The organism is Micromonospora sp. WMMA1998, from assembly GCF_027497375.1.
GTDB lineage: Bacteria > Actinomycetota > Actinomycetes > Mycobacteriales > Micromonosporaceae > Micromonospora > Micromonospora sediminicola.
Map to the genome: position 1 here is coordinate 1,184,608 of NZ_CP114911.1, position 22,231 is coordinate 1,206,838.

Genomic DNA, 22,231 nt, shown 5'->3' on the forward strand with positions numbered 1-22,231 from the left:
CGAAAGGCGCCCCGCCGCGTTCCGGAAGCTTTCCGCAACCCGTGCGAACGCTAGGACCGGCCCGACCTGTCGTCAAGACCACGCCGTACGGCAAGATGTCGGTGGGGCGGCACGGCTTGCCGGTCGGTTCCGGGCAGCCGGCGAAGGGGACTCGGGGTGAACGCGGACGACGAGCGCAGGGTGACCATCACCGCGATCGCACGGGAGGCCGGCGTCTCCGTGCCCACCGTGTCGCGGGTGCTCAACGGGCGGTCCGACGTCGCGCCGGACACCCGGGAACGCGTCGAGGAACTGCTGCGCCACCACGGCTACCGGCGCCGCGGCAGCCGCACCGTACGCCGGGCGAACCTGGTCGACCTGGTCTTCAACGACCTGGACAGCCCGTGGGCCGTGGAGATCATCCGTGGGGTGGAGGACGTCAACCACGCCGCCGGAATCGGCACGGTGGTCTCGGCCGTGCACCGCGAGTCCAGCTCCACCCGGCAGTGGCTGCACAACCTGCGCGGCCGGGCCTCGGACGGCGTGATCATGGTGACCTCGCACCTGGGCCCGGCGGTGCAGGCGCAACTGCGCCGGCTCAACGTGCCGGTGGTGGTGGTCGACCCGGACGCCGGGGTGGCCGGGACGGACGTGCCGGCGATCGGCGCCACCAACTGGACCGGCGGCCTGGCCGCCACCGAACACCTGCTCACCCGGGGCCACCGCCGGATCGGCTTCGTCGCCGGCCCGCCGCACCTGCTGTGCAGCCGCGCCCGGCTCGACGGCTACCGCGCCGCGCTGGCCGCCGCCGGCGTGCCGGCCGACGACCGTCTGGTCCAGCCGGGCGACTTCTACCACGCCTCCGGCTTCGCCGCCGGTGGCGCCCTGCTCGACCTCGACGACCCGCCGACGGCGATCTTCGCGGCCAGCGACCAGATGGCCTTCGGCGTCTACGAGGCGGTACGCCGGCGCGGCCTGCGGGTCGCCGACGACGTGAGCGTGGTGGGCTTCGACGACCTGCCCGAGGCCCGGTGGGCCTCGCCGCCCCTGACCACCGTGCGCCAGCCGCTGGTGGAGATGGGCCGGCTCGCCGCCCGCACGGTGCTGCGGCTGGCCCAGGGCGAGGAGATCGAGTCGCCCCGGGTGGAGCTGGCCACCGAACTGGTGGTGCGGGACAGCACCGCCGGTCCGGCCGGCCGCTGACCGGCCCGGGTCGTTTCAGTCGACTTCCGGAAGTTCACCCTCCCGCGCCACCACGGCGGTCGACGCGGCGACCGCGGCGGCGTGCCGACGACGCCGGGCCAGCAGCACCGCTCCCCCGGCCACCAGCACCGCGCCCACCGCGACCGACAGTCCCGCGCCGGGCCGGTAGCCGGGGGCCGGGGCGCCGCCGCGCAGGTCGGCGTGCCCGGCCAGGGCCGACGCCGCCCCGGTGGCGGGGGGCGTGGAGCGGTCCAGCTCCCCCGGCTCCACCAGGCGGCCGACCCCGGCGTCCCGGGGCAGCCCGAAACCCCAGTCCAGCAGCGCGGCCCCCTGCTGCCAGCCGCGCTGGGTGGTGACCTCCGCGCCGAGCAGGGTGACCTCCAGGCGCCGCCCACCGCGCTCGGCCGCACCGACGTACGTGTGCCGGGCCAGGTCGGTGAAGCCGGTCTTGCCGCCGATCGCCCCCGGATAGTGGTCCAGCAGCATGTTGTCGTTCTGGATCTGGAAGGCCTTCTTCCGTAGCGCCGGCTGGGCGGGCACCTGCGCGGTGCGGGTGGCGGTGTAGCGGCGGAAGGCCGGCTCGGCGAAGCAGGCCCGGGCGATCAGCGCCAGATCGTACGCGCTGGTGAACTGGCCCGGACCGTCCAGGCCGGACGGGGTGACGGCGTGGGTCTGCCGGGCGCCGAGCCGGTGGGCCTCGGCGTTCATCGCCCGGACCCCGCCGGCCAGTCCGTCCCGGCCGCCACCGAGCCGGGCCAGCGCGTTGGCCGCCTCGTTGCCGGACTTCAACAGCAGGCCCAGCCAGATCGTCTCGATCCGGTAGTGCCCGCCCTCGGCCAGCCCCACCGCCGAGCTGCCCGGCTCGATCGCCACGTCGCCGGCGGTCACGGTGACCTCGCGGTTCGGGTCCAGCCGGGGCAGCATGGTGGCGGCCAGCAGCAACTTCTGCACGCTGGCCGGCACGCCGTACTCGTGCGGGCCGCAGGCGCCGAGCACCGCGCCGGTGTCCAGGTCCGCGACCACCCACGACGTCGCCGCCACCGCGGGCGGCACCGTCGCGACCGGCGGGACGACCAGGCCCGAGGTGTCCAGCGCGGCGCCCCCCACGGCCCGGTCCGCCGGGCCGGGCGGGGGCGGCGGCTGCGGCGGCCGGGTCGACGGGGCGGGCACGTTCGGGCAGGGCGGCGCCGCGGCCGGCAGCCGGCGCGCCGGCGCGGCGCCCGGGCGGGCCGCGGCCACGGCGGGCGTCGGCGGCGTGGACAGCGGCAGGAGCAGGGCGGCGGCGAGCGCCACGGACGGTCCCCAGGTCCTCATGACCCGCAGGCTAGCCACGCCGACCCGAACGGGTCGCCGGCTCCGGGATTCGCCTCCCGGGCCCGGGGTCGCGGGGTAGGGTGCACCGGTCAACGCGCGGGCAGCCGGTGCGCGCCCAGCGGGCCGACCCGCCACCCGCGGCGGTGGCACTCGGCCAGGATGTCGGGCAGCGCGGCCAGCCCGGCGCGCCACGCGCCCGGCGCGGCGGCGCGGGACGAGTCGTGCAGCAGGACGGTGCCGCCGCCGCCCAGCCCGGCCCGGACGGTCCGGGCGACCGTGTCGGCGGTCGCCGTGGCCGTCCAGTCCCGCCCCCAGCAGCTCCACAGCACCGGCCGCAGGCGCAGCCGCCGGGCCGCCAGCAGGGTCGCGCCGGTGAGCACCCCGTACGGCGGGCGGAGGAACCGCGGTCGCCGTCCGGTCACCTCCGCCACCAGGTCGTACGCCCGGGTCAGGTCGCGGACGGTGCCGGCCGGCCCGCGCAGCAGCAGGTTGTCGTGCGTCCAGCCGTGGACGGCGACCTCGTGGCCGGCGTCGACCAGCCGGCGGCCCAGGTCCGGGTGGCGGCGCAGCATCGCGCCGAGGACGAAGAAGGTGGCCTGGACCCGGTGCGCCGCGAGCAGGTCCAGGAAGCACGGCGTGGACTCCGGGTCCGGGCCGTCGTCGAAGGTCAGCGCGACGCGGTCCGGCGGGCCGAGTCCGTGCAGGCCGGGCAGCAGGCGGCGGCGGAGGCCGGGGAGCACGGTCAGCGCCGGCGCCACCTGCACCACCGGGAACGCCACCGCCGCGAGCCCGGCGAGGGCGGTGGTCCTCATCGCAGTCCGCCGCCGGCTTGGAGCAGCGCGGCGACGACGGCGATCGCGTCGCCGACCGGTTCCAGCAGCGACCGGCGGCCCGCGGCGGCCGGCCCGGCGGGCGCGGCGGCGCGGGCGGCCTCGGCGACCAGCCCGGCCGGGTCCTCCAGGGACCGCGCGTCGCGGGCCGGGGACGCCGGGTCGGCCCCGGTGACCGCCGCGAGCACGGGTCCGAGCTGGTCGGGCGAGCCGGCCCACCGGGTCAGGCCGGAACGGGCCAGGACGGCGGCGTTGGCCCGTCCGTGGCCGGGAATGGGGCGGTAGGTGATCACCGGCACCCCGGCCGCGAGCGCCTCCTGGCAGGTGAGGCCGCCCGCGTTCTCCACCACCACGTCGACGGCCCGCATCAGCGCGGGCATGTCGTCCACCCAGCCCAGGACGTCCCGGCCGGCCCCGCTCAGCCGCCGGCGCAACGCCCGGTTCCGCCCGCACACCACCACCGGCCGCGCCCCGGTCGCGCCGACCTCCGCGACCGTGGCCGCCACCTCCCCGGCACCCCAGGAACCCGCGACGACCAGCGCGAGGACACCGTCGGGGGGCAGCCCGAACCGGTGCCGGGCCCGCCGGCGGTCGGTCCCGTCGCACGCGCCGAACGCCCGCGACACCAGCGGCTCGACCACCGTCACGTCGACGCCGTCCGAGGGCCGCAGCTCCGCGTGCCGCACCGTGCAGTACACGTCGACGCCCGGGGCGAGCCAGGACGGATGGACCACGAGGTCGGTCACATACGTGATCACCGGCACCCGCAGTCGCCCGTGGCGGCGCAACGGCCCGAGGAGCTGGTTCGCGAACGGATAGGTGGTCACCACCGCCCGGGTGTCCGGCGGGATGCGCCGCCGCATCGCCCGGCGGAACGGCCGCAGCAGCGCGCGTACGGCGCGCACCGGGACCGACGACCGGCTGGTGAGCCGGAACAGCAGGTGGTAGCCCCCGGGCAGCCGGTGCAGCAGTCCCCGGTACGCCTCGCGCACGGCGCGGTGCAGCGGACCGGGCAGCAGGTGCAGAACGTTGAGCCGGTCCACCGCGAAGCCCCGGGCGCGCAGCCGCTCCGCCAGCTCGTCGGCGGCCCGGTCGTGCCCGGCGCCGATGTCCGCGGAGACCACCACGACGCGTCCCGGGTGCTCCATGCGCCGCGCATACCCACGACGGCGGCGTCCACGCGACCGGGACCGGCGGACAGCCGGCGGGCCAGGCGCGGCGACTGCCGCGACCGGACGGTCAGGCGCGGCGACGGCCGGGGCGGCGGGAGCGGCCCCGGCGGGCGGCCAGCACGGCCGCCGTCCCGCCGACGACGAGCGCGAGCAACCCGGCCAGCGGCACGATCACCTGCCAGTCCCCGTCGGCCACCCGACGCAGCGCGGTGCCGGCCGGCCCGCGCCACGGTGACGGCTCCGGACGCGCCGCCGCGGCGGCCGGGGCCGGCGCCGGCTCAGCCTTCGCGGCGTCCAACTCGCCGGGCTCGACCAGCCGGCCGACTGAGGCGTCGCGGGGCAGCGAGAAGCCCCAGTCGAGCAGTTGGGCGCCCTGCTGCCAGCCCCGTACCGGCCGGGCCTCGGCCCCGAGCAGGGTGACCACCAGCCGGCGCCCACCGCGCTGGGCGGCGCCGACGTAGCTGTGCCGGGCCAGCTCGGTGAATCCGGTCTTGCCGCCCAGCGCCCCCGGATAGCGGTAGATCAGCTGGTTCTCGTTCTGGATCTGGAATCCGCCCTTCTTCAGCGCCGGCTGGGCCGGGATCTGCGCCCGCTCGGTCAGCGCGTACCGGCGGAACCGCTCGTCGGCGAAGCAGGCGCGGGCGATCAGCGCCAGGTCGTACGCGCTGGTGAACTGGCCCGGACCGTCCAGGCCGGACGGGGTGACGGCGTGGGTCTGCCGGGCACCGAGCCGGTGGGCCTCGGCGTTCATCTCGGTGACCCCGGCCCGGGCGCTGCCGGCGCCCAGCCGGGCCAACATGTTCGCCGCGTCGTTGCCGGACTGCAGCAGCAGGCCCAACCAGAGCGTCTCCACCGCGTACCGCCCGCCGACGAGCAGGCCGACGGCCGAGCTGCCCGGCTCGATGTCCAGGTCGGCACGGGTGGCGACAGCCACCTGCTTCGCGTCGAGCCGGCTCAGCATGGTGGCGGCCAGCAGCAGCTTCTGGGTGCTGGCGGGAGTGCCGTACACGTGCGGCCCGCACGCGCCGAGCACGGCGCCGCTGTCCAGGTCGGCGACCAGCCAGGTGGTGGCGGTGACCGCCGGTGGCGCGGCGCTGCCGGGCGGGGTGACCAGCCCCGGCGCGGCCAGCGCGTCACCGCCGACGACCTGCTGGTCGGGGACCGGTTCCGGCGGGGTGGGGCGCGGTGGCCGGGAGACCTTCGGCGCGGGCAGCCGGGGACAGGGCGTGGTGGCCACCGGCGCGGCGGTGACCCCGGGAGCGCCCTGCGCCGGGACGGGCGCCCCGGTGACGAGCAGGGTGACGGCGGTGGCGACGGCCAGGACCCGGGCTCTCATGAGGAGGCACCCTACCCAGCCCGGGACCCGGACCGACGCGGCTCACCCGGCCGGTGACGCTACGCCCAACCCGCGGCTGCGTGCCGTGGTCAGTCGACGCGTCGCAACCACCACCGCTGCCAGGGTGTCTCCACCGCGCGGGGGTGGTAGCGGGCACGTACCCACGCCACCGCCGGGCCCGGCGCGAGCCCGTCCAGCACCGCGAGGGCGGCCAGGGCGGTGCCGGTCCGGCCGATCCCGCCGCGACAGGCGACCTCGACGCGCTCGCCCGCGTACGCGCGCCGCCGGCCCTCGCGCAGGGCGTCGAGGGCGTCCGCCCGGTCCCGCGGGATCCAGAAGTCGGGCCAGTCGATCCGCCGGGTCGGCCACGCCGGGTCGGGGCCGGGCGCGAGCAGCAGGGCGAAGTCGGCCGGCGTGCCGGGCGCCGTGATGCGACGACCGCGCACGACGGCGCCGCCGGGGAGCGTGAGCAGGCCGGCCGGGTCGGCCCACGGTCGCGTCGGTGCCACGACGTCATTCTGCCTCGTGCTCCGGACGCGCGAGTGCCCGCCGGAGCGGGTCCGGCGGGCACTCGCGATCGGCCGGGGTCCTCCCCCGGCGCACCTCGGTCAGCCGAGGCGACGGCGGCGCCAGGCCAGGGAGGCCAGCAGCAGGACCGCGCCGGCGGCGGCCAGGCCACCACCGAGCTTCAGCGGTGTGCCGATGCTGTCACCGGTGACCGGCAGACCACCGTGGTGCGGCGGCCGGGTCGTCGGCCGTCCGTGCACGGGCAGGACGGTGCCGGTGGCGCTGGCGATCCGACCCGACGTCAGCCCGGTGGCGGTGAAGGTGTGCCGGCCCGTGCGCGTCGGCCGGTACTGCACGGTGAAGGCGCCGTCGCCGTCGGCCGTCACCGTGAAGGTGGTCGGCGCGGGCTGGGGCTGCGCGCGGTTGGGCGTGTAGGCGACCGGGGCCATGGCCACCGTGCTGCCGTCGCTGCGCCGCGCGGTCCCCTCGGCGGGGGCCGCGGCCGGGAGATTCGAGATGGCGACGTCGATCCGCACCGTCTCACCGGCCTGGAAGCCGGTGCCCCGGAGCGTGAAGGTCTCGCCGAGACGGATCGTCGTGGGCGACACCGTCAGCGCCGCGCCCGGCGGCACGTACGGTGGCTGCGGCTGCGCCGCGCCGGCCGCGGTCGGCACGGCCGCCACGGCCAGGCCGACCGTGAGCGCCATGATGATGCGGGATAGCCGCATGATGGATTCCCTCCTACTGTTCACAGCTTGGTGCGTTGACTGTTCGGGTGGTCCATGGGGTGACGGTGGGTGTGAGCACCAGGTCGGCGGTGCCGGCGGCGGTCTGGCCGGTGAGCAGGGTGACGTCGAGCGTCCGGGTCTGTCCCGGACCGGTCTCCACGGTCGCCACCGCCACCTGCCGGCGGCCGTGGGTTCCGCTGCCCATCGCGGTGTCGCGCCCGTCGAGCCGCCCGGTGAGAACCGCGCCGCCGGTGGGCGTGTGCACCGAGACGAAGGTGCGTGCTCTGTACTTGTCGCCGGACATGGCCAGGCCGGTTACCGACTTGCTCAGCCCCGACCTCGGGGCGGTGGAGCGCACCGTGACCTGGAGCCGCAGTTCGCGGCGCCCGTCCGGTTGACAGTCGCCGACCGTGAGGGCGGCCGAGAACCTCAGGTAGTAGCCGAGCTTCGCGCCACTGCCGTCGTTGAGGAACACGCCGACCGTCGGCACCGTGTCCTTCTCCGGGAGCTGTCCGGCCAGCCGACTGTCGGCCAACGCGCGCTGCTCCTCGGTTCGGGCACTCCAGAACAATATCCGACGTTCACTGATTGAACGGCTGAAAACGGTCAAAAGCGACCGAGGGTCCACCGATTTCGTGAACAGCGCGTCGAACACCCTCGCGGCGGCCCGCGCGAAGAACTCATCCTGATCCTTCGTGTCCAGGTCCCGGTACGAGTCGGCGAGCAGGGTCCGCACGGCGGTGCTGCCGGCCAGCGCCGGCCCGTCGGGCACGGTCACCGGGCCGATGACACCGAGCAGATAGGACAACACCACCGGGTCCACGGCCAGGACGCCGTCCACGGTGGTCCCGGTGCGACGGCGCACCATCTCCCGGTAGGCCTTGGCCGCCGACGGAAAGTCCGGGCTGAGGTTGACGTCGGCCGGGTACATCCCTGGCAGGTCCGACCAGAGCCGGCGCATCTCCGGGTCGACCTGCAGCGGTGGGTCGAAGCGCCCCAACTGGCTCGAGCTGCCCTGGGTGACCATCCGGATCCGCCCGTCCTCCGCGCGCAGCACGGCGTAGGCACCGAACATGCCCCCGGTGGCGCGCAACTCGGCCGGGTTCTGCGAGACGAGCAGGTAGGTGCGCGGGCCGCCGGCGCCGAGCAGCGGCGGCAACAGGCGGGCGCCCCGGTCCGCGGCCGAGGTGAGTTCGCCCAACTGCTCGAGCTCCGAACGCAGGGCGGTGACCGCCTCCCGCACCTGCGCCACCAGGTCCGCGGTCGGGACGGCCGCCAACCGCTGCGCCGTGCGCCGGACCGCCTGGTCGGCGGTGGACACCTCCGCCGACACCGCGCTCAGCCGGTTCAGGTCGAGCTTGCCCTGCTTCGGCACCAGCGAGGCGAGATCGACCCGGAGGAGGGTGGGAAAGGCGAGCCGGGCCAGGTCGTCCACCGCCACCGAGATCTCCCGCACCGCGGTGAGGTCGTCGCCGGCGTACGGCGTCCGCTGGCCGACCCACCACACCGGGTCCCCGGTCGCGCCGCGCGCCGCGGTGGCCTGCTCCTGAAGGGCGGCGAGGGTCCGCTGGGCGCGGGCCACGTCGCCGTCGAGCACCTGGGAGCTGAGTTCCTTGGCCAGCCCGGCGGCGTTCACCAGGTGGGCACGGGCCTGCCAGCCCCGGAACGCGACCCAGCCCCCGGTGGTCAGCAGCACCGAGACCACGACCAGGCCGACGAGCAGGATCCGGCGCACCCGGGCCCGGCTGCGCCGCCGCGAGCGCCGCCGCCGGCCAGGCGAAGCACCGCGTTCCGCCACTGTTCCCCCTACGTGTCGAATCGGACACCGAGCGCATTGACTGCTTTTTAGCACGAATATGCAGGCATTCGTCGGATTTTAGGGTCTCCTGGAGCTTTATCGCCCCACTGCGAGGTTTGTTCGCTTCGCCATGGTGGCGGACGCCTCGCGTAACAAGCCCTCGATCCGGTCCACCCCGGCCCGCAGCGACATCTCCCGCAGGTAGGCGTCCCGACCGCGACGGCCCATCTCCACCCGCGCGGCCCGCGGGATGGCCGCGGCCAGCCAGAACCGGTCGGCCAGCGCGGCCCAGTCCTCCGGTGGGCAGGACAGCCCGGCGCGCGCCCGCTCCACCAGCTCGGCGGTGTCCCCGCCGGTCGAGGCGACCACCGGCGCGGCACAGGAGAAGGCGGCCTGCAGCTTGCCCGGCACGGTGCCGCGCAACTCGGGCACGTCGCGCTGCATGACGAGCTGGTAGTCGGCGGTCGCGTACAACTGCGGCATGTCCACCGGGGACCGCCACTCGACGAACCGGACGTTGTCGGCGCCGAGGTCGGCGGCGAGCCCTCGCACCCGCCGCTCCTGCGCACCGGAACCGACCAGGACCAGGTCCATCCGGTCGCCCAGCGCGGCCGCCGCGCGAACCGCGGTCTCCAGACCCTGCCGTACGCCGATCGTGCCGGCGTGCATCACCAGGCACCGGTCGTCCCGGCGGATCAGGCGACGGGCCGCGGGACCGGGCTCGGCCGGACGGAAGATGCGCTCGTCGGTCCAGTTGAGCACGGTACACACCCGGTCCGGCCCTGCCCCGGCGGCGACCACCAGGTCACGCATCGACGGCGCGGTGACCGCCACCGCGGCGGCCTCCCGGTAGAGCCGGCGCAGGCTCGCGTCGAACCGGTCCGCCCGGAGCCGGTTCTCCCCCGGCCGGGACGGCTCCTCCCCCGTCCACACGTCCTGCACGTGCAGCACCGTCGGCACCCGGCCGAGCAGCCGCAGCAGACCCGCCGCGGCGAAGGTCACCGCCGGGTGCTGGAAGACGTAGAGCGCGTCGACGTCCCGCAGGTAGCGCCGCCCGGCCACCGCCACGCTGCCGGCGAAAGAGAGCCAGGCGGCCGTGCGCGCCCCGGGCGAGGCGTCGCCGCGGGCGTACCGGGGCACCCGACGGACGGTCAGCCGCTCGCTGTGGGTCTGGTGCCGCCACCGCTGGCGCCACCCGGGATAGACGTGACCACCCGGGTAGTCCGGGAAGCCGGTGAGCACCCGCACCTCGTGTCCGCGGGCCGCCAACTCCTCGGCCAGGCTGCCCGGGATGAACGCCGGCTCCGGCGGGAAGTGGTAGGACAGGATGCCGATCTTCATGGCCGCGCTCCCGGCGCGGCCTGCGACACCGTCGCCGTCCGCACCGCGTACGATGCCCGCATCCCCTCTGCGTCCGGCCGCGACCGCCGGAAGAACGCCGTCGCGGCACCGTGTCCCGCGACCACGCCGACGAGAGGGGTGCAGATGGTCGACGGGGTGCTCTTCGTCTGCCACGCCAACATGTGCCGGTCCCCGATGGCCGAGTTCATCGCCCGCCGCCTGCTGGCCGACCTTCCGGTGGTGGTGACCAGCGCCGGGACCGACGCGGTCGACGGCGCCGCCATGCATCCGTACGCCGTCGAGGTGGCGGCCGGCACCGGGGCCGACGCGGCGGCGTTCCGCACCCGCCGGCTCCGTCCGGAACACCTGGCCGGGGCGGCGCTGGTGTTGACCGCGACCCGACGGCAGCGCTCGGCCTGCACCGCGCTGGCCCCGGCGGCGTTGACCCGGACCTTCACGCTGCGCCAGTTCGCCCGGCTCGCCGCCGCGGCCGAACCGGCCGGGGCGACGGCGGACACGCCGCTGCGGGCGGCGGTGGCGGCAGCCGTCCGTGCCCGGGGGCGGATGCAACCCGCCGCCCCCGGCGCGGACGACCTGCGCGACCCGATCGGTGGCTCCCCGGCCGACTTCCGCCGCTGCGCCGAGGAGATCGAGCGGTCGATCCGGCCGGTGCTGGCGCTCATCGCGACAGCCGGGTGAGTTCCTGCGTCCGGTCGCCCACGGCCGGCTGCCCGCCCCGCCGGGTGCCGGCCCGGTCGGTGGGCACGGACGGCGCGGCGGGCACGACCACCTTGTACGCCTCGTACTGGTAGGCGTCCGCCTTGGCCACCTTGGCCATGTTGAGCACGCAACCGAGCAGGCGCACCGAGACCGAGCTGAGCGCGTGCGCGGCCGCGGCCACCTGGCTGCGGGAGGTCCGCCCCTGCTGGGTGACCAGCAACGCACCGTCGGCCTGCACCGCCACCACCACGCCGTCGGTGACCGCCAGCAGCGGCGCGGTGTCGATGACCACGATGTCCGCCGACTCGCGCAGCGCCACCAGCAGGTCGGCCATCGCCTTGGAGCCGAGCAGCTCGCTGGGGTTCGGCGGGGCGGCGCCACTGGGCAGCACCAGCAGCGACTTCTCGCCCCAACGCTGCACCACGTCACCGACCTGCACGTCGCCGACCAGCACGTCGGTGAGGCCGACGCCGCCGTCGATGCCGAGGTAGTCGGCCACCTTGGGCCGGCGCAGGTCGGCGTCGATCAGCAGCACCCGCCACCCGGCCTCGGCCAGCGCGATGGCCGTGTTGCAGGCCATCGTGGTCTTCCCCTCGCCCTGCAACGCGCTGGTGACCGCGATGACCCGGGCCGGCTCGTGCACGTCCACGAAGCGCAGGTTGGTGCGCAGCTTGCGGACCGCCTCGGCCCGCGGCGAGTTGGCCGCGTCGCCGACGATCAACGGGGCCGCCTTCGCGCCGGACTCGAACGGGATCTCGCCCAGCAGCGGGCTGCCGGTGACCCGCTGCAACGCGGCGGCGTCGCGCATCCGCACGTCGGCCAGCCCGCGCAGCACGGCGAGCGCGGCACCGGCCAGCAGGCCGAGCAGACCGCCGAGGACCAGGTTGCGCACCGGCTGGGGGGACACCGGGCTGGAGGTCACCCGCGGGCCGCTCACCACCTCGATCTTGATCGGCGGCGACTTGCCGTCCGGCGGCGTCTCCACCCTCCGGACCAGCTCGGTGAACTTGGCCGCGAGCGTCTCGGTGGTCTTGAGCGCCCGGGTCTGGTCCGTGTCGGTGATGGTGGCCTTGAGCAGGACGGTGCCGGTGGTGGCGACGGTGGTGATCCGGTTGCGCACCTGGTCGGCGGTGAGGCCGAGCGGTGCCTCGGCCACCACGCTCTGCGCCAGCCGGTCACTGGTGAGCAGGTCGCCGTAGGACTTCACCCGCTGCTGGAGGAAGAGGCCGCCCTGGTAGGCGTCGGCGACCCCCTGGCTCGGTGTGGTGACGAAGAACGTCACCGAGGCCTCGTAGCGAGGCGCCGTCCGGACCGTCACCAACGCGGCGGTGCCCAGCGCGAGCATCACCGTGACCAGCACGATCCACCAGTGGCGTCGGACCAGGCGCAGGTAGCCGAGAACGTCCATCACGCTCCCCCTCGCGACACGCCGGTCTGCCGATGAAACTGCACGAAAGCCCCCTAAAAACACCAGTAGCCGTGCCAGGATCGAATCGCCTATTCGCCACGTTAGGTGACTGGACGAATGTAAACGACCGAACAGGCACATAAGGCCTAATTCTGTTCAATCTGGATAGGACACCGAGGCAGCCCATGGATCGTGAAACCACCGCCGACGTCGTGCGACCCCGCGGACGAACCACCCACCGCGCCGCGACCCTCTCCCTGTTAACGCTGGACACGGCCGCGTGGTGCGGAGGATTTCTCGGCGCGGCGTGGACCCGGTACGAGTTCGACCTGACCGCCGCCCTCAGCGGCCGGATCCTCGGCGTCGCGCTCGCCTGCGCCACGCTGTACACGCTGCTCACGCTGCTGCGCTCGCAGGTCTACGGCCGCTACCCGATCGGCAGCGCCGGCGATGCCCGGGGACTGGCCGCCACCGTCGCGCTGGCCGCCCTGGTCACCGTCGCCGGGGTGCTCCCCTGGGCCGAGCGACCGGTCCCCGCGACCACGCCGCTGGTCGGCGGCGCCGTCGCGCTGGTGCTGATGGCGACCGCCCGCGGACTGTGGCGGGCCCACGCCGACCGGCACCGCCCGGCGGCGCGACACGCCGAGCGCTGCCTGGTCTACGGCGTCGACGCGGCCAGCGAACGGCTGGTGCGGGCGCTGCTGCACGACCCGGACAGCAGCTACCGGCCGGTGGGGCTGCTCGACGACGCCCCGGAGAGCCGAGGGCTGCGGCTGGAGGGGCTGCGCGTGCTGGGCGGCCGTGAACAGGTCGGCGCCGTGATCCGCGCCACCCAGGCGCGTACCGTCATCTTCTCGATGAGCGGCTCGGACCCGCAGCTGCTACGCGACGTGCGGACCCGCACCCTCGAGGCCGGGGCCGCGTTCAAGGTCCTGCCCCCGGTGCGTGAGCTGCTCGACCGGCCGGTCGCCGCCACCGACGTCCGCGACCTCCAGCTCACCGACCTGCTGGGCCGGGCCCAGCGGGTGGCCGAGCTGACCGTCGAGCGGGGCGGGCTGGCCGGCCGCCGGGTGCTGGTCACCGGCGCGGGCGGCTCGATCGGCTCGGAGCTGTGCCGGCAGATCGCCCGCTGCGAGCCGGACGAGCTGATGATGCTCGACCGGGACGAGTCCGCGCTGCACGCGCTCCAGATGTCGCTGCACGGCCGCGCCCTGCTGGACGGCCCGGAACTGATCCTGGCCGACATCCGGGACGCCGAGGGGATCGCCCGGATCGTCACCGACCGGCAGCCCGACGTGGTGTTCCACGCCGCCGCCCTGAAGCACCTGACCATGCTCCAGCGGCACCCGGGCGAGGCGATCAAGACCAACATCCTGGGCACGCTGAACGTGCTGGAGGCGTGCCGGGACGTCGCCGAGTTCGTCAACATCTCCACCGACAAGGCGGCGAACCCGACCAGTGTGCTGGGCTACTCGAAGCGGATCACCGAACGACTCACCGCCCACCAGGCCGAGCGGATGGGCGGCACCTACCTCAGTGTCCGGTTCGGCAACGTGCTCAGCAGTCGGGGGTCGGTGCTGACCGCGTTCCAGGCCCAGATCCGGGCCGGGGTCCCGATCACGGTCACCCACCCCGACGTGACCCGCTACTTCATGACCGTGCAGGAGGCCGTGCACCTGGTCCTGCAGGCTGCGACGATCGGACGCGGCGGCGAGGCGCTGGTGCTCGACATGGGCGAGCCGGTGCGGATCGCCGACGTGGCGCGCCGGCTCGCCGCCGAGGCGGACCACCCGGTCGACATCGTCTACACCGGGCTGCGGCCGGGCGAGAAACTGCACGAGCACCTGTTCGGCGCCGACGAGGTGGACACCCGCCCGCTGCACCCGCTGATCTCGCACGTGCCGGTGCCGGCGCTCGACCCGGACGAGGTGCGCGCGCTCGACCCGTACGCCGACCCGGACGAGTTGATCAAACGGATGGCGGCGTTCTGCGAGACGATCGGCTCCTCCCTGCCGGCCCTGCCGGGACAGCGCTGACCGACCGGACGGTGGGACGCTCCGTCCACCAGACGAGAGGAGCGTCCCACCGGCTCGACTCGCCGCCGCCCGGATCGGCAGCTAGGGTTGACCATGGTGTGCCGGGAAGCCTGGTCGGCGATCGCTTCGCCGACCCCTCTTCCCGAACGGACACCGCATGCCCGACCGCGACCCGCACTCGTCCCGCCTGCTCGCCCGCCGCTCCTGGCCGGAGGCGCGCTTCCTGGCCGACGTGCTGCGCACCGAGACCGTCGGCGGCGGGCTGCTGCTGCTCGGCGCGGTCCTCGCCCTGGTCTGGGCCAACTCACCGTGGCGCGCGGCGTACGCGGCACTGGGCGACTGGGTGCCCTGGCCCGGCGGCGCGTCGCTGCACCTCGACCTCAGCCTCGCCACCTGGGCGGCGGACGGACTGCTGGCGATCTTCTTCTTCGTGGTCGGGCTGGAGCTCAAGCGTGAGTTCGTCGCGGGCGATCTTCGGGACCCCCGGCGGGCGGCGATACCGGTGGTCGCCGCGCTCGGCGGCATGGTGGCCCCGGCGCTGATCTACCTGGCGGTGACGCTGAGCGCCGGCGGCGCCGGAGCGCGCGGCTGGGCGATCCCCACCGCCACCGACATCGCGTTCGCGCTCGCCGTGCTGGCCGTGGTCAGCTCGCACCTGCCACAGGGGCTGCGGGCCTTCCTGCTCACCCTCGCGGTGGTCGACGACCTCTTCGCGATCACCATCATCGCGATCTTCTACACCGCCGACTTCCACCCGCTGCCCCTGCTCGGCGCGCTGCTGCCGATCGCCGTGTTCGGGCTGCTGGTGCAGCGGCGGCGGACCTGGTGGTGGGCGCTGATCCCGCTCGCGGTGACGGCCTGGACGCTGGTGCACGCCTCCGGTGTGCACGCCACGGTGGCCGGGGTGCTGCTCGGCTTCACCGTGCCGGTCCTGACCGGCAAGCGCGGGGAGCCGGGGCTGGCCGAACGGCTCGAACACCGCTGGCGTCCGGTCTCCGCCGGCATCGCGGTGCCGCTGTTCGCGTTCTTCGCCGCCGGCGTCTCCCTCGTCGACGTGGACCTGGGCGAGGTGGTACGCGACCCGGTGGTGCTGGGCGTGGCCGGCGGCCTCGTGCTGGGCAAGGTGGTCGGCGTGTTCGGCTCGACGTTCCTGCTCGCCCGCTTCACCCGCGCCGAACTGGACGACGAGATCAGCTGGACGGACCTGCTCGGGCTCGCGCTGCTCGCCGGCATCGGCTTCACCGTGTCCCTGCTCATCGGCGAGCTGGCCTTCGGGCCCGGCAGCCCGGAGGACGAGCGGGTCAAGGCGGCCGTGCTGGTCGGCTCGCTGATCTCCGCCGTGCTGGCCTCGACGGTGCTGATTCGGCGTAACCGGGTGTACCGGCGGATCAGCGAGCGGGAGAGCCGCGACGACGACGGCGACGGCATCCCCGACGTCTACCAGCAGGAATCCCGCTGACGCGGACGCGCCGGCCGCGAGCCCCGCGTGGGGCCGACGGCCGGCGCGCGGGCGTCAGCGGCGGCGCTCGGCCGGGCGGGCCTCGTGCTCGCCCTGGGTCTCCTCCTCGAGCGCGTCGGCCACCGGCTCGGTCAGATCGTCACCGGGCACCGCGACCTGCTCGGCGCGGTCCTGCTCGTCCGCGCGTCCGCCGGCCGGCGGCTCCGGCGCGGTCGCACCGCCTGCGAAGCCGTACTCGTTGGGCTCGTCGTGCCTGCTCATGCGCGGAACCTCCCGGTCGTCCGAATCCTGGTGGCGGCGCGCCACGGCGCCGCCTCCCGGACACTTACCCACCGGGACCGGGCCTGATCATCCCCATGCCGCCGGCGTCAGTTCAGCTCCCTGATCGCCTCGAAGACCAGCCACAGGCCGCAGATGGCGAAGAGCACGGCGGCGCCGTAACGGATCGCCCGTTCCGGCAGGTGCCGGCCGAGCATCCGGCCCACCAGGATCGCCAGCGCGTCCGCGGCGACCATGCCGAGCGTCGAACCGAGCCAGGTGCCGAACCAGCCGTACTTGGTCGCCAACGTGATGGTGGCGAGCATGGTCTTGTCACCCAGCTCGGCCAGGAAGAACGCCACACCGACCGCGACGATCGCCGACTTGGTGCCGCGCTCGGCCTTGCGCTTCTCCTCCTCGGTCAGCTTGTCGCCGCGCAGCGTCCAGGCGCCGAAGCCGAGGAACGCCAGGCCGGCGATGAGCGAGATCCACCCGGTGGGTAGGGCCGCGTTCAGGCCGTAGCCGATGGCCACCGAGGCGAGGTGGACGACCGCCGTGGCGATCGTGATGCCGATGAGCACCGGCACGGGCCGGAAACGCGTGGCGAACGTCAGGGCCATGAGCTGGGACTTGTCCCCCAGCTCGGCGACGAAGATGACGCCGAAGCTGACCACCAGCGCGACGAGGAAACCCTCCATGTGAACCTTCCCGATCAAGCCGGGAGGAGAGACAGGGGCGCCCTCGACCCGGCTGCGACAGCCTGAGTCGAAGGTCTCGCCCGCCTCGGGAACCGAGGCCGCGTGGCCGGATGCGGAACGCACCAGTGTGTCGACCACGACATTGGGGGCTACTCCCCTTCGCGCCGCCAGCCTAGCCGATCAACCCCCGGCCCGGTCGCCGGGTGTGGCCGGGGCCTCAGTCGGCCCGGGCCAGGCTCACCCCGAACAGACCGTCGGGGTCGGTCCAGAACGCCTGCCGGTCGAACCCGGCGACGGTCAGCTCGGCCGCGATCCCCTCCGGGCGGAACTTCGCCGAGACCTCGGTGCGCAGCTCCTCACCCTCGGCGAACACCACGTCCAGGTCGAGCACCCGCGCCCGGGTCGGACGCTCGGCGCGCAGCCGCATCTCGATCCACTCGCGCTCCGGGTCCCAGAGCGCCACGTGGCGGAACGCGCCGAGATCGAAGTCCGCGCCCAACTCCCGGTTGATCACGCGGAGCACGTTGCGGTTGAACTCGGCCGTCACGCCCGCCGCGTCGTCGTAGGCGGGCACCACCACGGCCGGGTCCTTGACCAGGTCGGTGCCGACCAGAAGCCAGTCACCGGCCTCGAGCGCCGCCCGCATCGCGGTGAGGAACTCGGCCCGCTCCACCGGCAGCAGGTTGCCGATCGTGCCGCCGAGGAACGCCACCAGGCGCCGGCCCCCGGTGGGCAGCCGGTCCAGGTGGCGGGTGAAGTCACCGACGATCCCCCGCACCCGCAACCCCGGGTACGCGGCGGCGATCTGCTCGGTGGACTGCCGCAGGGCGCTGACCGAGACGTCCAACGGCACGAAGGTGCCCAGGTCGCCATGCCGGGTGAACGCGTCCAACAGCAGCCGGGTCTTCTCCGACGAGCCCGACCCCAGCTCGATCAGCGTCTTCGCCCCGGTGGTCGTGGCGACGTCGTCGGCGTGCGCGGCCAGGATCGCCCGCTCGGCCCGGGTCGGGTAGTACTCCGGCAGGCGGGTGATCTCCTCGAACAGCTCGCTGCCCCGGGCGTCGTAGAACCACTTCGGCGGCAGCCACTTCGGTGTGGCGCTCAGCCCGACCCGTACGTCCTCCCGCAGCCCCCGGTCGAGGTCCTGCTCCTCCAGGTGGATCTCCAGCGGTTCCGCGCCCATCACGTGTCCTCTCTGTCCTATCTGTGGGTCCGGCCGGTCAGGCGGTGGTCGGTTCCCCGGATGTCGAGCCCGGCCGTGGTGGCCACCACGAGCCGCCCGTCCGGCACCGGCTGCCAGTCGGGGTGGTCGTCGAACGGTTCGGAGGCCAGCAGGACCGAACCCGCGCCGCGTCGTACGGACAGCGCGTGCCCGGCCACGCTGGCGACGACCGTCGTGCCGTCGGTGAGCAGCAGGTTCAGCCGGGAGCCGGGCGCGGCCGCGGCGACCGCCGCGACGGTGTCGGCCACCGCCTCGTCGAGCGTCGCGCCGCCGCGCAGCCGGTGCCGGACCAGCGCCCAGAGCAGGGCCGAGTCGGTGGGCACCTCCAACGTGAGCAGGTCCCGCACGGGCAGCCCCTCGGCCAGCGGGACGAGGCTGTCCGGCCAGCCGCGGACCACGCCGTTGTGGCTGAACAGCCAGCGCCCCTCGGCGAACGGCGCGGCGGCGGTCTCGTGCAGCGGCATCCCCACCGTGGCGGAGCGGACGGCGGCCAGCACCGCCCCGGTCGACGTCACGGCGGCCAGCTCCGGCAGGGTGGTGTCGCTCCACATCGGCTGGGCCCGCCGGTAGCGCACCGGGTCGCCGCCGTCCGGATACCAGCCGACGCCGAAGCCGTCGGCGTTGATGGTGCCGCCGCCGCGCATGTCCCGAGGCGCCCAGGACTGGCGCAGCAGCCCGTACGGCGGGTCGAACAGGAGGCTGCCCAGAGGCACCGGTGGACCGAGGTACGCGAGGTGGCGGCACATCGGGCCGGCTCACTCCTCTCCGCCGGCGTCACGGGCGCAGCGGAAGCCGCTGAAGATCTGCCGCCGGATCGGGTAGTCCCAGTTGCGGAACGTGCCCCGGCAGGCGGCCCGGTCGGTGCCGAACGAGCCGCCGCGCAGCACCCGGTGGTCGTCGCCGAAGAAGACCTCCGAGTATTCCCGGTAGGGGAACGCGGTGAATCCCGGATGCCCCCGGAACGCCGACGAGGTCCACTCCCACACGTCGCCGACGAGCTGGTGCACGCCGAGCGGCGAGGCGCCGTCCGGGTACGCGCCGACCGGCGCCGGCCACAGGTGCCGCTGGCCGAGGTTGGCGTGGTCGGTGGTCGGGTCCTGGTCGCCCCACGGGTAGCGGCGCGAGCGGCCGTTCGCCGGATCCCACCGCGCGGCCTTCTCCCACTCCGCCTCGGTGGGCAGCCGCCGGCCCGCCCAGGCCGCGTAGGCCTGGGCCTCGTACCAGCAGACGTGCACCACCGGCTCGTCGTCGCGGACCGTGGACCAGCGACCGAACCGGCGGTACGCCCACCCGTCGCCGTCGCGCCGCCAGTGCAGCGGCGCGCTCAGGTCCGCCTCGACCCGGTGCCGCCAGCCGGCCTCGCTCCACCAGCGCGGCTCGTCGTAGCCACCGTCGGCGATGAACGCGCGGTACTGCCCGTTGGTGACCGGCGCCGCGTCGATGGCGTACGCGGGCAGGTCGACCGTGTGTGCGGGCCGCTCGTTGTCCAGCGCCCACGGGTCGGTCGACGTGCCCATGGTGAACGGGCCGGCCGGCACCAGCACCTCCCCGCCGACCCGGGCCCGGGGCTCGGGCGGGGGCGGTGCGTCCAGCACCGGCGCTCCGGCGCGCAGTTGGTGGGTGGCGAGCATGGTCTCGTCGTGCTGCTGCTCGTGCTGCACGATCATGCCGAACGCGAAACCGTCCTCGACCAGCCGGCGGTCGGTGAAGCGGATGCCGTCGAGCAGGTCGTGGACCTTGTCCCGGACGGTGCGCACGTAGACGCGCGCCTCGGCCGGGGGCAGCAGCGGCAGCGCGGGCCGGTCCTTGCGCGGTTGCTTGAAGGCGTCGTAGAGGTCGTCGATGTCGCGGCGCACCGGCTCACGGCCGCCGACGTCGCGGACGAGCCACAGCTCCTCCTGGTTGCCCACGTGCGCCAGGTCCCAGACCAGCGGCGACATGAGTGTGGAGTGCTGCCGGACCAGGTCGTCGTCGTCCACCGCGTCGGTCAGCAGGGCGGTACGGGCGCGGGTGCGCTCCAGCTCCGCGGCGATCCGGCCGCGCAGCTGCTCGGCGTCCGTACCCGGGCGCTCGGTCGTGGTCACCGGTGTCCCCTCTCCGCGACGGCACGGCGCCGCCGGATCGCTCGGTCGATCTCGTCGTGCAGCCCGGCCGGCAGGTCGAGCCGGGGCAGGGCCGCGAGGGCCAGGTCGAACAGGGTCGCCGCGGCGGTCGCCAGCGGGCGCTCGGCCAACCCGCGCCGGGCCGCCGCGCTCCACCGGTCGGCCACCGGACCGGCCGCCGCCAGCGCCTGCCTGGTGGTCGCCGGGTCGGCGAAGAGCGCGGCCAGCACCGCAAGCGGCACGGTCCACTCGCGCCCGGGCTGGGCGTCCAGGTAGCGCAGCTCGAGGTAGCCGCGCGGGCGCACCGGCGGGAACAGCGTGCTGAGGTGGTAGTCGAGGTCGTCGGTGGTGGGTGGGCGGTCGAGCGCCCCGGCCAGCCAGTCGGCGAAGGTGACGCCCGGCGGCGTGGACCAGTCCGGGCCGTCGTCACGGACGCAGAGCAGCGGCGCGGCCAGCGCGTACTCGGTCCAGGCCGCCACCGGGTCACGGTCGGCGCGGCCCGGTGACCAGACCGGGCGGGTACGCGCCGGGTCGATTGCCAGCCAGGCGGCCATCCGGGCGGACGCCCAACCGGTGCGCCGGCCGGCGTGCCGGTCGGCGGTGGCGAAGGCGGCCAGCAGCGGTGGCCCGACGGCGTGCGCGGCGGCCCACCGCTCGGCCACCTGCCCGGGCTCGCCGACGTCCAGGCAGACCTGGAGCCCGGCCGTGCTGTACATCATGGCCCGCCCGGCCGGGCCCCGCCGGTCGAAGACGCGGCGCATGGCGCGGTAGCGCGGAGTTTCCACGACCGGTCGCGGGGACCGCCAGGGATCCATCCCGGTGCGTCCCAGCACCAGTCCGGCGGCGTCCAGCAGGGCGCGCAGCTCGGCGACGTCGGCCTCGGTGGCCAGGATGAGCGCGGCGACCGACGGTCGCGCCGCGGCGGAGATCTCCACCTGTCCGCCGGGCTCCACGGTCACGGTTCCGCCGCGCCGGAGCTCGTCGGCCGGGCTGGTGGGGTCGACGGTGACGGGGCTGTGCCGTCCCAACGCCTCGCGCAGTCGCTCGCGGTCGACCCGACGGGTCGGGTCCGCGGCGTCGTGCACGGTCCATTCCAGTTCGACGCCGGTGAGCGTGGGTGGCCCGGTCTTGAAGCAGATGCGGGCCAGGTGCCCGCGGGCCGCGGCCTCGTCCCCCAGGACGGTGACCCGGTCCAGCTCCGGCGACATCACCACGTGACGGCTCCTCTCCCGGAGACGGACGACCTCGTTGTCGCCCGGGACCCGGCCGGGTACGGCACGGATCCGCGCGTCCCCCCATCCTCTGTCTAGCAGACGAATTTCGCGCGCCCGGGAAGATGAAATTTTGTCCGGAATCCGATTGCGCCGGACGCTCAGTCCTGGTCGTCGTCCTCGTCGTCGCGCGGGCCCGGAGACTTCGACTTCGACTTCGACTCCGGCGTGGGCGTGGGCTTGGGCGGCTTCCCGGCCGCCGACGGCGTCAGCGCCCGACAGTAGCCCTCGACCCGGTCGGCGCCCCCGGCGGCGGCCACCAGGTCGGCGAAGCCCGGGGTGGTCAGGGCCTTGGCCCGCTGCCGCTCCGACTTGGCCAGATAGGCGCGGCAGTGACCGGCGAACCGGCCGTCGACCGGCGGCGGGGTGGCCGAGCGGGACGGCGGGGGCGGCGCCGGGGACGTCGCCGCGCCGGACGCCTCACCGGTCGGGGTGCGGGGAGCCGGTCGCGCCGGGCCGGCGCCGGACGGGCCGGCGCCGGACGGACCCGCCGTGGTCGGCGCCGGCGGGGCCGCCGGTTCCTGGTTCCGGTCCAGACCCACGGCCGCGAAGGCCACCCCGGCGACCGCGGTGGCGGCGAGCCCGGACAGCGCGGCGGCGACCCGGAGACGCCGGCGCGCGCGTGGCGCGGGGGCCGGCGGGGGCGCCGCGCGGGCGGCCCGGAACGCGGCGAGCGCCTGTTCCTCGCCGGCGAGTTCGTCGGCGGAGGCCGGGGCCGCCGCGGCGGCGAGCAGCCGGATCAGGGGATCGCCGTCGTCGGGCGCAGGCGCGCCGGCGCGCGCCGCGTCGAGAAGGCGGTCGGATTCCGCCCGGTCGTCGGGCCGGCGCGGGTGCATGCCGTCTCTCCTC

The 22,231-nt window shown here is 75.1% G+C and carries 20 protein-coding genes; 4 read left to right on the forward strand and 16 right to left on the reverse strand.

Annotated elements, in window-relative coordinates; translation table 11 throughout:
• The first annotated feature begins 156 nt into the window (after positions 1-156).
• Positions 157-1,182: a substrate-binding domain-containing protein gene (locus O7600_RS05010; RefSeq protein ID WP_281592518.1), complete on the forward strand. Its 1,026-nt coding sequence runs from the start codon at positions 157-159 to the stop codon at positions 1,180-1,182.
• Positions 1,183-1,197: 15 nt separating this feature from the next.
• Here O7600_RS05010 and O7600_RS05015 read toward each other — a convergent pair whose 3' ends face one another.
• The 8 genes from O7600_RS05015 to O7600_RS05050 form a co-directional block, all read right to left on the reverse strand.
• A complete protein-coding gene (locus O7600_RS05015; protein ID WP_281592519.1) occupies positions 1,198-2,496 on the reverse strand; it encodes a serine hydrolase in 1,299 nt (432 codons plus the stop codon).
• An 89-nt stretch (positions 2,497-2,585) separates the two neighbouring features.
• Entirely contained in the window at positions 2,586-3,308 is a 723-nt protein-coding gene (locus O7600_RS05020) for a polysaccharide deacetylase family protein (RefSeq protein WP_281592520.1), read from the reverse strand.
• The gene (locus O7600_RS05025; protein ID WP_281592521.1) at positions 3,305-4,474 is read right to left on the reverse strand and encodes a glycosyltransferase; all 1,170 of its coding nucleotides are present in this window, start codon (positions 4,472-4,474) and stop codon (positions 3,305-3,307) included. Before O7600_RS05025 ends, O7600_RS05020 begins: the two co-directional genes overlap by 4 nt.
• Positions 4,475-4,565: 91 nt before the next feature.
• Positions 4,566-5,834 carry a serine hydrolase gene (locus tag O7600_RS05030; RefSeq protein WP_281592522.1) on the reverse strand — a complete coding sequence of 423 codons (1,269 nt, stop codon included), beginning with the start codon at positions 5,832-5,834 and terminating at the stop codon, positions 4,566-4,568.
• Between the two features lie 89 nt (positions 5,835-5,923).
• Entirely contained in the window at positions 5,924-6,343 is a 420-nt protein-coding gene (locus tag O7600_RS05035; protein WP_281592523.1) for a protein-tyrosine phosphatase family protein, read from the reverse strand.
• A 99-nt stretch (positions 6,344-6,442) separates the two neighbouring features.
• Positions 6,443-7,069: a hypothetical protein gene (locus O7600_RS05040; protein WP_099160784.1), complete on the reverse strand. Its 627-nt coding sequence runs from the start codon at positions 7,067-7,069 to the stop codon at positions 6,443-6,445.
• A 13-nt stretch (positions 7,070-7,082) separates the two neighbouring features.
• Complete coding sequence (locus tag O7600_RS05045) at positions 7,083-8,804, reverse strand: DUF4012 domain-containing protein (RefSeq protein ID WP_281592524.1); 1,722 nt, start codon at positions 8,802-8,804, stop codon at positions 7,083-7,085.
• A gap of 159 nt (positions 8,805-8,963) precedes the next feature.
• The gene (locus O7600_RS05050; protein ID WP_281592525.1) at positions 8,964-10,208 is read right to left on the reverse strand and encodes a glycosyltransferase family 4 protein; all 1,245 of its coding nucleotides are present in this window, start codon (positions 10,206-10,208) and stop codon (positions 8,964-8,966) included.
• Positions 10,209-10,352: 144 nt separating this feature from the next.
• Here O7600_RS05050 and O7600_RS05055 point away from each other — a divergent pair, with 144 nt between their 5' ends.
• On the forward strand, positions 10,353-10,907 hold the full coding sequence (locus tag O7600_RS05055) for a low molecular weight phosphatase family protein (protein ID WP_091577562.1): 555 nt from the start codon (positions 10,353-10,355) through the stop codon (positions 10,905-10,907).
• Here the strand turns inward: O7600_RS05055 and O7600_RS05060 are convergent.
• Positions 10,888-12,336 carry a polysaccharide biosynthesis tyrosine autokinase gene (locus O7600_RS05060; protein ID WP_281592526.1) on the reverse strand — a complete coding sequence of 483 codons (1,449 nt, stop codon included), beginning with the start codon at positions 12,334-12,336 and terminating at the stop codon, positions 10,888-10,890. The genes O7600_RS05055 and O7600_RS05060 overlap by 20 nt on opposite strands.
• Positions 12,337-12,521: 185 nt before the next feature.
• Between O7600_RS05060 and O7600_RS05065 the strand changes: the two genes are divergently transcribed.
• Both O7600_RS05065 and nhaA read left to right on the forward strand, forming a co-directional pair.
• Positions 12,522-14,372 (forward strand): nucleoside-diphosphate sugar epimerase/dehydratase, encoded by a 1,851-nt coding sequence (locus tag O7600_RS05065; protein ID WP_281592527.1) that lies wholly within the window; start codon positions 12,522-12,524, stop codon positions 14,370-14,372.
• 157 nt (positions 14,373-14,529) lie between these two features.
• Entirely contained in the window at positions 14,530-15,831 is a 1,302-nt protein-coding gene (nhaA, locus tag O7600_RS05070) for a Na+/H+ antiporter NhaA (RefSeq protein WP_281592528.1), read from the forward strand.
• 54 nt (positions 15,832-15,885) lie between these two features.
• Here the strand turns inward: nhaA and O7600_RS05075 are convergent, their stop codons facing one another.
• From O7600_RS05075 to O7600_RS05105, 7 genes are all read right to left on the reverse strand, one after another.
• A complete protein-coding gene (locus tag O7600_RS05075) occupies positions 15,886-16,092 on the reverse strand; it encodes a hypothetical protein (RefSeq protein WP_281592529.1) in 207 nt (68 codons plus the stop codon).
• Between the two features lie 107 nt (positions 16,093-16,199).
• A complete protein-coding gene (locus O7600_RS05080) occupies positions 16,200-16,787 on the reverse strand; it encodes a TMEM165/GDT1 family protein (protein ID WP_281592530.1) in 588 nt (195 codons plus the stop codon).
• Between the two features lie 217 nt (positions 16,788-17,004).
• Positions 17,005-17,970, reverse strand: coding sequence for an L-histidine N(alpha)-methyltransferase (egtD, locus tag O7600_RS05085; RefSeq protein ID WP_281592531.1), 966 nt, complete (start codon positions 17,968-17,970; stop codon positions 17,005-17,007).
• A gap of 17 nt (positions 17,971-17,987) precedes the next feature.
• Positions 17,988-18,755, reverse strand: a complete 768-nt coding sequence (gene egtC, locus O7600_RS05090; protein WP_281592532.1) for an ergothioneine biosynthesis protein EgtC — start codon at positions 18,753-18,755, stop codon at positions 17,988-17,990.
• A 9-nt stretch (positions 18,756-18,764) separates the two neighbouring features.
• A complete protein-coding gene (egtB, locus tag O7600_RS05095) occupies positions 18,765-20,093 on the reverse strand; it encodes an ergothioneine biosynthesis protein EgtB (RefSeq protein ID WP_281592533.1) in 1,329 nt (442 codons plus the stop codon).
• Positions 20,090-21,325, reverse strand: coding sequence for an ergothioneine biosynthesis glutamate--cysteine ligase EgtA (gene egtA / locus O7600_RS05100; RefSeq protein ID WP_281592534.1), 1,236 nt, complete (start codon positions 21,323-21,325; stop codon positions 20,090-20,092). The genes egtB and egtA overlap by 4 nt, the downstream gene beginning before the upstream one ends.
• A gap of 158 nt (positions 21,326-21,483) precedes the next feature.
• Positions 21,484-22,218 carry a hypothetical protein gene (locus O7600_RS05105; RefSeq protein ID WP_281592535.1) on the reverse strand — a complete coding sequence of 245 codons (735 nt, stop codon included), beginning with the start codon at positions 22,216-22,218 and terminating at the stop codon, positions 21,484-21,486.
• Between the last annotated feature and the right edge of the window lie 13 nt (positions 22,219-22,231).

What these genes read in the sequence shown, in the direction of transcription:
- O7600_RS05075 (WP_281592529.1), bottom strand. Translation starts at nt 16,092, where the DNA reads ATGAGCAGGCACGACGAGCCCAACGAGTACGGCTTCGCAGGCGGTGCG.
- O7600_RS05060 (WP_281592526.1), bottom strand. Translation starts at nt 12,336, where the DNA reads ATGGACGTTCTCGGCTACCTGCGCCTGGTCCGACGCCACTGGTGGATC.
- O7600_RS05055 (WP_091577562.1), top strand. Translation starts at nt 10,353, where the DNA reads ATGGTCGACGGGGTGCTCTTCGTCTGCCACGCCAACATGTGCCGGTCC.
- O7600_RS05030 (WP_281592522.1), bottom strand. Translation starts at nt 5,834, where the DNA reads ATGAGAGCCCGGGTCCTGGCCGTCGCCACCGCCGTCACCCTGCTCGTC.
- O7600_RS05015 (WP_281592519.1), bottom strand. Translation starts at nt 2,496, where the DNA reads ATGAGGACCTGGGGACCGTCCGTGGCGCTCGCCGCCGCCCTGCTCCTG.
- O7600_RS05020 (WP_281592520.1), bottom strand. Translation starts at nt 3,308, where the DNA reads ATGAGGACCACCGCCCTCGCCGGGCTCGCGGCGGTGGCGTTCCCGGTG.
- O7600_RS05025 (WP_281592521.1), bottom strand. Translation starts at nt 4,474, where the DNA reads ATGGAGCACCCGGGACGCGTCGTGGTGGTCTCCGCGGACATCGGCGCC.
- egtC (WP_281592532.1), bottom strand. Translation starts at nt 18,755, where the DNA reads ATGTGCCGCCACCTCGCGTACCTCGGTCCACCGGTGCCTCTGGGCAGC.
- nhaA (WP_281592528.1), top strand. Translation starts at nt 14,530, where the DNA reads ATGCCCGACCGCGACCCGCACTCGTCCCGCCTGCTCGCCCGCCGCTCC.
- egtD (WP_281592531.1), bottom strand. Translation starts at nt 17,970, where the DNA reads ATGGGCGCGGAACCGCTGGAGATCCACCTGGAGGAGCAGGACCTCGAC.
- O7600_RS05105 (WP_281592535.1), bottom strand. Translation starts at nt 22,218, where the DNA reads ATGCACCCGCGCCGGCCCGACGACCGGGCGGAATCCGACCGCCTTCTC.
- O7600_RS05065 (WP_281592527.1), top strand. Translation starts at nt 12,522, where the DNA reads ATGGATCGTGAAACCACCGCCGACGTCGTGCGACCCCGCGGACGAACC.
- O7600_RS05080 (WP_281592530.1), bottom strand. Translation starts at nt 16,787, where the DNA reads ATGGAGGGTTTCCTCGTCGCGCTGGTGGTCAGCTTCGGCGTCATCTTC.
- O7600_RS05040 (WP_099160784.1), bottom strand. Translation starts at nt 7,069, where the DNA reads ATGCGGCTATCCCGCATCATCATGGCGCTCACGGTCGGCCTGGCCGTG.
- O7600_RS05050 (WP_281592525.1), bottom strand. Translation starts at nt 10,208, where the DNA reads ATGAAGATCGGCATCCTGTCCTACCACTTCCCGCCGGAGCCGGCGTTC.